General features: G+C 46.0%; 10 protein-coding genes and 1 riboswitch. Of the genes, 3 read left to right on the plus strand and 7 right to left on the minus strand.

Translation table 11 applies throughout. From position 1 onward, the window contains the following. Positions 1 to 54: 54 nt before the first annotated feature. The 6 genes from MHB43_RS27615 to MHB43_RS27640 all read right to left on the minus strand — a co-directional run bounded on the left by MHB43_RS27615 (position 55) and on the right by MHB43_RS27640 (position 8,824). Positions 55 to 1,680, minus strand: a complete 1,626-nt coding sequence (locus MHB43_RS27615; protein ID WP_062836460.1) for an ABC-F family ATP-binding cassette domain-containing protein — start codon at positions 1,678 to 1,680, stop codon at positions 55 to 57. Between the two features lie 215 nt (positions 1,681 to 1,895). Further along, entirely contained in the window at positions 1,896 to 2,942 is a 1,047-nt protein-coding gene (locus MHB43_RS27620) for an MBL fold metallo-hydrolase (RefSeq protein WP_221820792.1), read from the minus strand. Between the two features lie 67 nt (positions 2,943 to 3,009). Beyond that, positions 3,010 to 3,219 carry a cytochrome bd oxidase small subunit CydS gene (gene cydS, locus MHB43_RS27625; protein ID WP_405130837.1) on the minus strand — a complete coding sequence of 70 codons (210 nt, stop codon included), beginning with the start codon at positions 3,217 to 3,219 and terminating at the stop codon, positions 3,010 to 3,012. Then, the gene (locus tag MHB43_RS27630; RefSeq protein WP_339179429.1) at positions 3,216 to 4,250 is read right to left on the minus strand and encodes a cytochrome d ubiquinol oxidase subunit II; all 1,035 of its coding nucleotides are present in this window, start codon (positions 4,248 to 4,250) and stop codon (positions 3,216 to 3,218) included. The genes cydS and MHB43_RS27630 overlap by 4 nt, the downstream gene beginning before the upstream one ends. Next, positions 4,247 to 5,593: a cytochrome ubiquinol oxidase subunit I gene (locus tag MHB43_RS27635; RefSeq protein WP_124118119.1), complete on the minus strand. Its 1,347-nt coding sequence runs from the start codon at positions 5,591 to 5,593 to the stop codon at positions 4,247 to 4,249. Before MHB43_RS27635 ends, MHB43_RS27630 begins: the two co-directional genes overlap by 4 nt. A gap of 384 nt (positions 5,594 to 5,977) precedes the next feature. After that, positions 5,978 to 8,824, minus strand: coding sequence for an ATP-binding protein (locus MHB43_RS27640; protein WP_339179432.1), 2,847 nt, complete (start codon positions 8,822 to 8,824; stop codon positions 5,978 to 5,980). Positions 8,825 to 9,169: 345 nt separating this feature from the next. Here MHB43_RS27640 and MHB43_RS27645 point away from each other — a divergent pair, with 345 nt between their 5' ends. Next, positions 9,170 to 9,868, plus strand: coding sequence for a response regulator transcription factor (locus MHB43_RS27645; protein ID WP_036668013.1), 699 nt, complete (start codon positions 9,170 to 9,172; stop codon positions 9,866 to 9,868). Positions 9,869 to 9,915: 47 nt separating this feature from the next. Here the strand turns inward: MHB43_RS27645 and MHB43_RS27650 are convergent, their stop codons facing one another. Next, a complete protein-coding gene (locus tag MHB43_RS27650; protein ID WP_339179435.1) occupies positions 9,916 to 10,335 on the minus strand; it encodes a hypothetical protein in 420 nt (139 codons plus the stop codon). A 242-nt stretch (positions 10,336 to 10,577) separates the two neighbouring features. Between MHB43_RS27650 and MHB43_RS27655 the strand changes: the two genes are divergently transcribed. Together MHB43_RS27655 and MHB43_RS27660 are read left to right on the plus strand one after the other, a co-directional pair. Continuing rightward, complete coding sequence (locus tag MHB43_RS27655; protein WP_047841582.1) at positions 10,578 to 11,720, plus strand: virulence factor; 1,143 nt, start codon at positions 10,578 to 10,580, stop codon at positions 11,718 to 11,720. A 147-nt stretch (positions 11,721 to 11,867) separates the two neighbouring features. Next, positions 11,868 to 12,083: riboswitch (Lysine riboswitch) on the plus strand. A gap of 117 nt (positions 12,084 to 12,200) precedes the next feature. After that, positions 12,201 to 13,682, plus strand: coding sequence for an amino acid permease (locus MHB43_RS27660; protein ID WP_192135801.1), 1,482 nt, complete (start codon positions 12,201 to 12,203; stop codon positions 13,680 to 13,682). The last annotated feature ends 160 nt before the right edge of the window (positions 13,683 to 13,842 follow it).

Genomic DNA, 13,842 nt, shown 5'->3' on the forward strand with positions numbered 1-13,842 from the left:
AGGCTTGCGGTTCTTTGGTGTTCCTATAATAATGTGCCGTAGATGATGCTTGGTTTAAGCTTCTACCGGATACATTTTATTGCGCAGTTCTTTGATTTCATCACTTTCCAGATATTCGTCATAGCTCATTTGGCGATCAATGATGCCATTCGGCGTAATTTCGATAATCCGGTTAGCAATGGTTTGAATGAACTGATGGTCATGGGAAGTGAACAGCATGGTGCCGTCAAAATCAATCATACCATTGTTCAGCGCTGTAATGGATTCGAGATCCAAGTGGTTCGTAGGCTCATCCAGAATCAATGCGTTAGCACCAGTCTGCATCATTTTCGCCAGCATACAACGAACTTTCTCGCCCCCGGAGAGTACACTTGCCTTTTTCAAGGATTCCTCACCTGAGAACAACATACGTCCCAAGAATCCACGCAGATACGTTTCATCCTGATCTTTGGAATATTGACGGAGCCAATCCACAAGAGTCATGTCTACACCGTCAAAATATTTGGAGTTGTCTTTCGGGAAATAAGCTTGAGTTGTAGTTACCCCCCAAGTATATTCGCCGCTATCCAACTCCGTTTCACCCATAAGAATATCAAACAAGAGTGACTTGGCATTCCCGTTCGGGCCAACAAATGCGATTTTATCCCCTTTGTTCACGACAAAGCTGATATCATTCAGCATGTTCACACCATCAATGGATTTGCTGATACGATCTACGGTCAACAATTGTTTACCAGCTTCACGCTCAGGTTTGAAGTTGATAAACGGATATTTACGGTTCGATGGACGAAGGTCATCCAGCGTGATTTTGTCGAGTTGTTTCTTCCGAGAAGTTGCCTGTTTCGATTTCGAGGCGTTCGCCGAGAAACGTTGAATAAAGGCTTGAAGCTCTTTAATCTTCTCTTCTTTTTTCTTGTTGGCATCACGTTGCAACGCAAGTGCCAATTGGCTGGATTCGTACCAGAAGTCATAGTTACCTACGTACAGCTGGATTTTACCAAAGTCGATATCCGCAATGTGTGTACATACTTTGTTCAGGAAGTGACGGTCATGGGATACCACAATAACAGTACCTTCATAGTCCATCAAGAAGTTCTCAAGCCATTGAATGGATTCGAGATCCAAGTGGTTGGTAGGCTCATCGAGCAACAGGTTGTTTGGACGACCAAACAATGCTTGTGCAAGCAGGACACGAACTTTTTCGTTACCACTTAGTTCATTCATTTTTTTATCGTGCATGTCACGGTCGATACCCAGACCGATCAGGAGTGCCGCTGCATCCGGCTCAGCATCCCAGCCATTCAACTCGGCAAATTCACCTTCAAGCTCACCTGCACGCAGGCCGTCTTCTTCCGTGAAGTCCGCTTTGGCATACAGCGTATCTTTTTCTTTCATAATGGCATAGAGACGACTATGACCCATAATTACCGTTTCAAGAACCGGATACTCATCATATTCAAAGTGGTTTTGCTTCAAAACGGCCATACGTTCGCCCGGGGTGATGTGCACCTCTCCCGAGTTTGATTCAATTTCACCGGACAAAATTTTCAAGAATGTTGATTTACCGGCTCCATTGGCACCGATGAGGCCGTAACAGTTTCCTGGTGTGAATTTGATATTTACATCTTCAAAAAGTGCACGTTTTCCGTAGCGGAGCGTGATGCCGCTTGTACTGATCATTAAGCATACCATCCTTTATTGGTTAATCTGCATACTGCATGAATAGCAAGTTGCGTAAATCATGGATTCAATATCCCGATGCCTATTCTGGCACCATATTATAACACAAAAAAGCGGCAAATTCGAAAATTGGCCGCTTTTTACTTATTAAAGATTTGGTAAATACACTGTTCATGCAGGCATATCCCTACATTAACATATTTGACTCTTTTTTGTTAGCCCTGTTTGCCTTCCTCGTGGTGAATGCGGAGTGTCTCGCCATGACCAAGCACCCGAATCCGCTCTTTGCCAATGCCTAGCCGTTCACGTTCAACTTCCAGCCGATCCAGCGCTTCCTTGGGCGTATCATCCGCCAGCTTGAATGTGCCGTAATGCATGGGCACCATGAGCTGTGAACCGGATTCAACGAACCCCTGCAGCGCTTCTTCGGGTGTCACATGTTGAGAAGTCATGAACCACTCCGGATCGTAGGCACCGATGGGCATGAGGGTAACACCAATGTCAAAGCGTTCTCCAATCGTTTTGAAACCCTGGAAGTAACCTGTATCACCCACAAAATACAACACAGGCGGACCGTCTGATGTTTTGGATGTTTCGTTCTTCCCTGATTCCGTGGATGATTCATCCTGATTGCTCGTTGTTGCAGCACTTTCCGCTGCTGAAGTCGTTGCCGGATGGTTCAATTCCAATACATAACCGCCCCAATGGGACGTATTGGTATCAAACAATGTTCGGCGCGTCCAGTGCTGTGCAGGGACAAAAGTTATTTTGACTCCGCCAAGTGTCATATGATCCCACCACTTCATCTCCTGGCATCGATGGAATCCTTTGCGAATCATCTTGCGTTTCAGACCATCGGGTACGATCAGCAATGTCTTGGCTGTAATCAGCTTACGCAAGGAAGCGAGATGCAGATGATCATAGTGGGAATGAGATATCAGAATGACATCCAACGGTGGAATATCCTGAATCGGAATGCCGGGGGCACCGAGCCTTCGTTGAAATCCCATTTTTTCGGCCCACACCGGGTCAGTCACGATGTTCAATCCATAATATTGAATGAAAAACGTGGAGTGACCAATCCAGGTAATACTTGTGTCATCCCGGTTGGCATGCAGATAATCCAGTTCAGGCGGGTGTTTGGGCACGGTGTAGGAGTAGTCCTTCACTTTGCTCCGCCGCTGCTCCCTCCATTGTTTGAATTCCTTCAGCGTTTTGTCCGTACTTACATTATCGATATTGTTATAACGGATTTTCGGCATGAAAGGGCCCTCCTCCCTTCCTCATTTCTTAACAAGAGATTACCCCAAACGGGAATGGACGTACCAATCAATCCTTTGGGTTCTTATATACGGCCAGATATACAAACAGAAAGACAATAGCAGCCGCTATGATCAGTGGAGGGGCGTACATAATGGTGAATGTCTCAAAAAAGCTCAATCCGGTTATACCGGGTATCCCCGTGACTCCCTCAGTAGATAGTGGATTCAGCAAGGGAGTCATGAGTAAGAACATGTTTGGGTGCATGGACAGACTCATCCTTTCTTTTTACCAGAATTACCGCGCACATAATTCGCATTAAACAAGAACAACTTCATAATCAGCACAAGCGAAGGAATGAGCACGAGTAGCCCCAGACTAAACGCTGTAATAAGTGCAATCCCCATCGTCCGATTCGTAAAGCTGTCGTAAATATTGATGTAAGGATACAGAATGTACGGAAGGTGGGATCGCCCGTAACCATACCAGGCAAAGGCAAACTGAAGCATGACAGCGACAAAACACCAACCCAGATATTTACTTTTCCACACCAGCGACACGGCAATGACAAAACAAATAAACGAAGCGATAAACATCCACGAAATATTCACCATCTGCTCAAAGTGTGCGGGATTCTGTTTGTTAATCTGCAGAAAAGCCAGAAAACTTGCAAAAATGGTAGGCAAACTCCATAGGAGCGCGTACTCTCGAAGCACCTCATATGCCGGCTCATCCCCTGCCCGCTTCGCATAATAAGATAGAAACATCGCCGAGATGTACAGCACACTGACCAGTGCAAGCAAAACAACCGACCAGGTATAGGGATTCGTCAAAAATTCACGCCAGCGAAAAAACACCTGATCGCCCACCTGCTCAATGATCCCGCCTTCGGATATCGCCAAAATGGTGGAAAATACCGCCGGAATCAGCAATCCCGTCGCCCCGTACAATGCCATGTAGATCCGGCTGTTCTGCCCATGGTTACCATAGGTATTGTAGGCGTAATATACGCCCCGGATTGCAAGTAGTACAATGGCCAAGGAACCCGGCACCAGCAGAGCTGTCCCGTAATAAAAGGCGCTATCCGGATAAAATCCGACCAGTCCAACCACAAAAAAGATCAAAAACACATTCGTCACTTCCCACACGGGAGACAGATAGCGCTGAATGATGTTATGAATTTTGTTCTCGTGTCCGGTCAATATGCTGTAAAAGCTGAAAAACCCGGCGCCAAAATCAATTGAAGCAACGATCAGGTAACCGAACAAAAACGTCCACAATATTGCGATGCCTGCAATTTCGAAACTCAATGCACGATCCCTCCTTCAAGCCCCAGAGACTCCAGTTCCTTCTCTGCTTCCTTGTTGCGGAACAGCTTGCTGAGTACCCGAATGCACGAGAAACACAGGATCAGATACAGCAAGATGAACAACACTAACATCCATCCAACCGAAGTTGACGTCGTGGCTGCTTCCGCCACCTTCATATATCCGCGTAAGATCCAAGGCTGCCTGCCAACTTCGGCGAACATCCACCCCAGCTCGATGGCAATCATGGCCAGAGGCCCCAGCAAGACAATGCCGAGCAGCAGCCATTTGGGATATGGCTTGCGCCCTGGTAACCACCGACGCAGTACATATAACACAGGAATCATCAGGATGATCACTCCGGTTGTGACCTTCAGGTCGAACATATAGTGAATAGACAATGGTGGCCTCAGATCCGCAGGATACTCTTCGAGACCTTTCACTTCCGTATCGGGACGATTACCTGCCAAAATGCTAAGCGCATAGGGAATCTCAATCGCATATTTCACCTCATTGTTCTCATCCAAAATCCCCCCATAGACGAGCGGTGCCTCTTTCATCGTCTTGAAATGCCATTCTGCGGCAGCCAGCTTCTCCGGCTGATATTTCGCCAGGAATTTACCGGAGGAATCACCGATCATGACGGTACTGATGGCAAATACGAGTGCAGATACCGTCGTGAGTTTCAGTGCTTTTTTGTAATACACATGATCCCGTCCCCGAAGCAAACTGAAGGCGGCTATCCCCGCCAGGATACCTGCACTCAAGGTGTAGGATGAGGCGAGTACATGGGACACTTTGGTTGGCGTTGCCGGATTCAACATGGCAGCAATCGGATGAATGTCCTTCATAATGCCATTAATCAGGGTGAATCCCTGAGGCTGGTTCATGAAGGAGTTCACCGTTGTAATGAAGATCGCAGATGCAGATGAGCCGAGAGCTACCGGAATCAACAGCAGCATATGCGTATATTTCTTTTTGAAACGATCCCACGTATAGAGGTAAATTCCAAGAAAGATCGCCTCTATAAAAAAGGCAAACGTCTCCATGAACAGCGGCAGGGCGATTGCCTGACCCGCTACCCGCATAAACATCGGCCACAACAGACTGAGCTGTAATCCGATCGAGGTGCCTGTAACGACACCAACAGCAACGGTGATGACAAAACCTCGCGCCCACCGGCGTGCCAGCAAGGTGTAATGCATATCATTGGTTCGTAGTCCTCGCCACTCGGCCAAGGCAATCATAAGTGGCACGCCTACACCAATAGAGGCAAAAATAATGTGCACAAACAGGGTAAGACCGGTTAGTATCCGGCTGAGCAAAACAGGGTCCAGGGATGACATGGTTACACTCCTCTTTCACATAATCGTTATGTACGACAGCAGTTATTCTGCTTGAACGTGTATCTCAATAACTCATGATTCGGATGATGCTCTTCACAACGGCATACAGCACAACCACAGCTGCAACCAGACAGACGATAATGAGTGTTTTCTCTTGTTTACGGAACATATACCTGCCGTCCTCCTTTTGCATGGGATGCAAATTATGGCTCTATAGACAGTTTGCAAAAGAAGTTGTTTTTTTATCCGGGGAAATTGAAAAACAAAAAAAGCCTTTCCCCTTATCACGCTCACGCGTTGAAGGGTAAAGGCTCTATCCGTAGTTCTCGTACATAAACATTATTCATAAAAAAGTGAAATACATTTCTTCATCCTTCATTAAATTCACACCAATACGTCCTGTTTGGGCAGTCGAACCTTGAACGTACTTCCTTTGTCCGGTGCAGATATAAAGGTCAGCGTACCCTTGTGATCCTCTACAATTTTACGGGAAATGTACAACCCGATTCCTGTTCCACCAATCTGCCGATGATCCGAATTATCAACCCGATAGAATTTGTTGAACAGCATGTCCTTCTCTTGCTCCGCAATACCTATTCCGTAGTCACGCACATCAAGACATAACCATTCCTCTTCTTCCCATAACGTAACATCAATACGATCGGCTCCCGGAGAATACTTGACTGCATTGCCCACCAGATTATGCAGAACCTGAACCATCCTGTTCTGGTCAGCATAAGCAAAGAAGTCTCCATTAAACGTATGCACGTAGATCCGTTGGGCAGACTTCATATTCCACTGTTCGGCAACCCCTTCTACCAACTCAACCAGCGGTACATATGTCATGTGGTAAGTCATACCTTCGTTGTCGAGGCGCTGAATATCGAGTACATCATCGAGCAAACTGCTCAGCCGCTTGCCCTCCGAAGAGATGGTTTGCATGAATTCCCGCTGTTGAGCTGCCGGAAGGTCATACATCATCATGAGTTCCACATATCCCATAATGGTGGCTACAGGCGTCCGAAGCTCATGAGATACCACACTGATGAGCTCATTTTTCATCCGATCCAGCCGTTCTTCTCCTGTTCGGTCACGGAACACCAGCAGAAACCCATGGTTTTTACCCGGGACATCCATCTGCTTCATGTACAAGGAAAATACACTTTTATCCACATTATTGAATATAAATTCAGTCTCGATAAACGCCGTTTCTCCATTCAGGAATGCTCTCGTCTGTTCCATCAGATTGAAGTTGTCCGTTAATACCATCGTATCAATCGCCTGCGCCAAATCTTCAATGGATCTGCCCATAAAATCACCCAAACCAAACATCTCTTCTATTCTTCGGTTGACGATGGTTATGGTCCCTGATCGATCAGACATCACGAGCCCTTCCCGTACGGATTCAATGAATTGCTCACTGATATCTCGCTGTTCTTGAATGGCAATCTTCTCATTGAACAACTCCGAGTTCAGCTTCTCCAGCGCAAGGGCATGACGTACACGATCTTCTTCTGCTCTGGTCCGCTCGGTAATATCCTTAATGAATAGATTATATAATGTCTCATTTTTGCCCAACTGGATCTCAACAATTTTGTACTCGATCGGAAATACGGAACCATCCCGTCGGATACCTGAAATTTCTTCAACAATGGTGTATCTTTTACCTTCAACATATTCAAATCGCTCCAGCAAATTCTTGATCTCACTGCAGCTGGCCCCTTGAAAAAGAGATGGTGCTTCCTTGTGCAGGATCACTTCTTCCCGAAGCAATCCAAACATTCTTTCGGCCTCCGGATTAAACTCAACGATGATTCCATTCGAGTCTACAGCGATAATCGCATCTATTGACGATTCAATAATTGCACGTTTGACTTCTTCACTATTCTTGAGTTCCTTGGTCCGCTCTATGACCCTGTCCTCCAGAGTTAACTTATCGTGACGAATCTGTTCGAATTGTTCCAGCAGTACATCAGCCATTTTACGCAAATTACCAATAAGAATCTGTACTTCAGTTACATGGCTCGTTGGCCACTCCATCTTCCCATTTCGAAACAGCAACCTCGGAAGAGAACCTGTCATTCTGGTTAGTCTTAAGAGTGGACTAACGACCTTACTGCTCAGAGGAGCCGCTACAATCATGGAAGCCACGATGATGAGGAACAGGTATTGCAATGTGGTAAGATAGATCGATTCTATTCGAGGATAATACTTGGTTGAGCTGGTCTCAATGAATACCCGATAAGGTGTTACAGCTGTCATCTCCGCTTCATAGATGAAAGATGCCTGTTTCCAGTGATTCAATACAGCACTGTAATGAATATTCTCAGAGCTTAATAGCATAAGGTTATCTTTCGACTTAAGGAGACTGTATCTATCCATGTCCAGATACTCACCAGCCTGTAGTGTATTCAAACCAGAAGTAACGACTGTATCATTCCGATTCAGCAGAATCACATTCACACCCAATAAATGATGATACCGTGCCATGTTCTGATCCATATTCTCCGAGGTAACATACTGTTCGTCCAGATCCTGAACAACAGCACTTGCTGCATGTTTCATATCAAGTATAATGGCATCATTCATTTGACTTAATTGTCTGCGGCTATCTGCGGATAACAATAGGAGAGAAACAAACACCACAAAGGCGACTACGTATTTAAATGCGATTCTGGTGATAGGAATAGTTCCTGTACGTTTTGATTTGTGCTCACCCGTAGTAATCCAGAAGTCCACCACAATACCCGCGATCAACGCATTCACCATACCAATCACGGCAATATACATATACTCATACTTCAAATCTTCTATATTCAGTCCCAATAAATAATGTCCGCAATAGATGACGGGAAGCAGCATCACTACCCAAAAGACAGCATTAGCCTTGATTAGGCTGCCATTCTTCCAACGCAATTGCCAACCGATCATCCAGATCAGCTCAATGAAATGCGCAATCATTACCGTTAAGTTCCGCGGCTCGAAGCCGACAACGGTGGTATTTAACAGATAGATGAATGTAATGGTGACAAATCCATAGATAGTCCCATGCAAACGAAGAGCGATGAGTGCTGCTGCGCTGCCAACCATAAACTGCACGCCATAGAATAAGGTAAGTGGAAAAATAGTACTTAGTGAGCCAAGAATGATCAGTATGCTGGTTCCAAACCATGGTATCCTTAGCTTCAGCACGACCCACTCCAGCAGCTGTTTTGCCTTTATAAGATCCATAAGCAATTGCCCTCATGGATCATTTTTTCTTCTGTTTTCAACAACAACGTTGGTTCCCCCTATAAACTTAAGCGGATACAATCTTACTTTTTTCCCCTCAAATCGTTCTGATCCATTATACTGTAATTAGTACTTGGTGTAGCTTTGGGAAATTTTGATTGATCGGCAACCAAACTGCATTCATGCTAGAATATTGAAGTTCATTTCAAAAACTTATTTTTTTCTCTACATATACATCCTATATTTTGGGATAGAAACATTAAAAAATTTGCGGCATTTATTCGCAATTCACCTTGTTTTTTTAGCATTTTCTTAACATATTATTTTCACCAGGAGTGTGACCCTATGACTATCAAAGTACTTCTTATAGAAGATGAGAAAAATCTGGCCGACATGATTGCTTTCTTTCTTGAGGAGGAAGGATACATCACTGAACGGGTTCATCATGCCCGCGAGGCACTTCAACTGTTTCCACAATTCCAGCCGGATATTGTTGTAACGGATCTCATGCTTCCTGAAATGGATGGAAATGATCTCGTAGAAGCCTTTCGTCAGCACTCCACCGTGCCCATTCTGATGATCTCGGCAAGCACCATGCTGAATGATCGACTTCGCGCATTGCATAATGGTGCGGATGACTTTCTGTGCAAACCATTTAGTTTGAAAGAGTTGGATGCCCGGATTAAAGCACTGCTGCGAAGATCAATCATTTCCTATAAAGATAAACCGGTAAAAGAAGACAAGCAGGCAGAGGTTACTGGACATGTGAATGTGAATGAGTACAGAAGAACCCTATTTGTGGATGGCGTTGAGATCGAGGTCACTCATATTGAGTTTGAGATTATGAAGGAATTGTACCGAAATCCGGGTAAAGTGTTCACCCGCAATGAACTGATGGATCGGATCAAAGGCTCCGAACGCGCCTATCTGGATCGTACCATTGATGTTCACATCTCAAGTCTGCGTAAAAAAATAGAGCCTGACCCCAAGAACCCACGTTATATTAAGACGGTTTGGGGAACAGGCTATAAATATGTGATCTAATAGGACCGTAACGCTTGAAGTTAAAAACCCTCTGCCATATCCCTCTTTTATCTCATGGATAAGATGGGCGGTATGGCTATTTCTGATTTATGGACAGACGACAAACGTAACCAATTTTCCATATCCTTGATTAGTTGATCCGGCTCTTGCTCATTCCAGAGAATCATCTTCATCTCACCTGTACCTGTAATCTGTTGAAGATGGCGCTTCCGAATAAGGGATTTGAAATCCGTAATGACCAGTAATGGAAGTTGTGGCATAAAAGCCCGAATGGCATTTGCTGCTGACACCGCTTCTTCGGCAACCTGATAATCAACAATACAGTAACGGGCATTTTCCCAACTTCCACGATGTGTTTCTATCGCAGAACCAGATGCTGAGTCCTCAAACCAGTTCCTGAACACTTGAATAATATTCTCATATGCAATACGACGTTTTCCATCCGAGAGCACGGTAATGGGTTCCATAGGTATAACCTCCAGTTGATTCTTATCTTTATTGTGCCAATTTTCGTTTAAAAATGTTTGTGCGTGAACATGAAAGAAGTGTTAACAAATTTCGTACTTCTTCACATTAAGTGTTAGAAAGGTCCCCTTCACTTCTGGATGATTTCGCAGATTCCTCACATTGATGTAAAATAGAGAAATACCCGTGTGATTTAATTTACGGGAAGTTATAGATGAATCTGGTACTATAGGAGGTTACATTGATGAATATTGTTTCCATTGAACCAACACCGAGTCCAAATACGATGATGTTACATCTCGATGAACGTCTGGAGGACGGAATTCGCAAAACATATACACTGGACAACGAACGATCTGCACCGGCGTTCATTCGCCAGATGCTTCATATTCCCGGTGTAAAGAGTGTGTTCCACACAACAGACTTTGTAGCACTTGATCGTAAAGGGAATGCCGACTGGTCCGTTATCTTGGGTGAAGTCCAAAATCGCCTTGGACAGCAAGGTATCGATCTGGACTGGATAGAATCTGAAGATGGTTCAGGCGAGCACTTCGGAGAAGCACAGGTATTTGTACAATTCTTCCGAGGCGTACCGATGCAAATTAGGGTCAAGGCCGGGGTCAAGGAAGAACGAATCTCGTTGTCAGATCGTTTTGTCAAAGCCGTAACAGAAGTCGCCAGTGCAACGATGATCAAAGAACGCAAACTGAGTGATTATGGTGTTCGATATGGTGAATTGCCTGATATTGCACGTGAAGTCGAGCAGGAATTGGAAGCCGCTTACCCGCCGGAACGATTGGAGCAGGTCATCAAACAGGCCATTGAACATGGTACCAAATCCGAAGAGTTCGTCGAGCGCCGCCGTGAATTGGATGGAGCCGAACTTGAAGAGGCTCTGCGAAACGAGGACTGGAATGTTCGCTATGCGGCATTTGACGGCATGGAGCCTACGGCAGAAAGACTGCCTCTCGTAGCCCATGCCTTGCATGACAACAAAATGCAGATTCGCCGCTTGGCTGTCGTATACCTGGGTGACATTCGTACACCGGAAGCGATGGAATTGCTGTATGAAGCGCTTCAGGACAGTTCTCCTGCGGTACGCCGGACTGCCGGGGATACCTTGTCTGATATCGGTGACCCTGCCGCAACCCCAGCCATGACAGCCACGTTATCCGATAAAAGTAAACTTGTACGCTGGCGTGCAGCACGTTTTCTCTATGAGGTCGGAACCGAAGAAGCAGAGCAAGCGTTGCGAGTGGCAGCCGATGATCCTGAATTTGAAGTCAGCCTGCAGGCCAAGATGGCTCTGGAGCGGATCGAATCGGGCGAACAGGCCGCTGGAACGGTATGGCAGCAGATGGCTGGTCGTAACAAAAAAGAGGAATAGTCGTCTCTCAGACCTCACATCCAACAATTGTTATTGCACTGGAAAACCATGCGCGTTATACTGATTGTCTGTTTACTAAACAGGACACACGGTGTTAAGTTGTGTTGTTCATAATTTCATAGACAATAGATACACCTCATCCATTGATGGTGAGGTAGAGGTCGCGGGTGCGATCAGTACGCTGATGGAGGCGCTAAGGAGCCGCTTATGAGATCAGCCGAAAGGTGTACCCGCCGAAGCTTGCTGGACGTTCCTTATACGGTCCGGTGAGCTGGGGCTGCTGTCGAAAGGCGCAGAACTGTCACGGAAGCACATTTCCTTTATATAAAGGTATGAATTCTTCTGTGTTGAGCTATCTTAATCATCTGGGACATGGTGCGGACATTGAAATATTAAAGACCGCAGGCTGATGCCTGTGGTCTTTTTGTTTATGAATTCAAGTATCGCAAACATCAGTATATCGAATGAAGGAGTGTTTCCATGCAAGACCGCAGTAACCCAACCACAACTGGACCTTCCCTGAAAAAAGGATTACGCGCACGCCATATGACGATGATCGCCCTCGGTGGCTCGATTGGTACCGGGCTGTTTCTCGCAAGTGGTACCGCCATCTCAACCGCAGGCCCTGGTGGAGCATTAATTGCCTATGCGGCCGTTGGCATCATGGTTTATTTCCTAATGACCAGCCTTGGTGAGCTTGCTACCTTTATGCCGGACTCCGGTTCATTTAATACGTATGCCGCACGTTTTGTCGATCCTGCTCTCGGGTTCGCCATGGGCTGGAACTTCTGGTACAACTGGGCGGTAACCATTGCAGCAGAGCTTGCTGCCGCTACAGTACTCATTAAATACTGGTTCCCTGACAGTTCGTCCATGTTATGGAGCTTATTATTCCTCGTGCTGATCTTTGCCTTGAACGTGTTGTCCGTTAAAGGTTATGGAGAGTCCGAGTACTGGTTCGCCATTATCAAAGTCGCTACTGTCATCATCTTCCTCGCCGTTGGTGTGCTCATGATCTTTGGTATTATGGGCGGAGAAGCGGTTGGTTTCAGCAACTTCACCATCGGTGATGCGCCCATCCATGGCGGATTCTTCGCTGTGCTTGGTGTGTTCATGGCTGCGGGATTCTCATTCCAAGGTACCGAGCTTATCGGGGTAGCCGCCGGTGAAAGTGAAAACCCGCGCGAAAATGTCCCTCGTGCAATTCGTCAGGTATTCTGGCGCATACTGATTTTTTACATTTTGGCAATTACCGTGATCAGTCTGATCATCCCGTATACGCATCCAAATCTGCTCAAGGGTGATCTGGAAAATATCGGTGTTAGCCCGTTCACACTGGTGTTTGAGAAAGCAGGACTCGCCATTGCGGCTTCCGTCATGAATGCCGTTATTTTAACCTCTGTACTCTCAGCCGGTAACTCAGGCATGTACGCTTCGAGCCGGGTTCTCTATGCCCTAGCCCGAGACGGTAAAGCCCCTCGTTTCCTAGGCAAGTTGAACAAAAAGGGGATTCCCATGAATGCCTTGCTGCTTACAACAGCTGTTGGCATGTTGGCGTTCCTTGCCTCCCTGTTCGGCGATGGGATTGTGTATACCTGGTTGTTGAATGCATCCGGTATGTGTGGTTTTATCACTTGGCTGGGTATCGCTATCAGTCATTATCGCTTCCGTCGTGCATACGTTGCACAAGGCAGGGATCTGAGCGATCTGCCTTACCGTGCACGCTGGTTCCCGTTTGGGCCCATCTTTGCTTTTGTCCTGTGTATCATCGTGATCATCGGGCAGAACTACCAGGCATTCACGGGTGATCAGATCGACTGGAGTGGAGCCATCGTTGCCTACCTGAGCGTACCCCTGTTCTTGGTATTATGGCTTGGTTACAAATGGATCAAAAAGACCAAAGTGGTGCCACTGCAGGAATGTGATTTCACACCTACTGATTCACCAAGTGACAAGCACTAACGAAGAATCACGCTATTTCTGTCCTCTACGTTCTCATGTAAATGGTTAGTTCAACTTATACAACGATACAATCTGACACCATATAATAAAACCTCCCCGTGGCGTTGCAGTCTTCCTACTGTAGCGAAACGGGGAGGTTTTGTGTTGGATCGGCTCCCCC

The organism is Paenibacillus sp. FSL H8-0317 (assembly GCF_045040685.1).
Lineage (GTDB): Bacteria > Bacillota > Bacilli > Paenibacillales > Paenibacillaceae > Paenibacillus.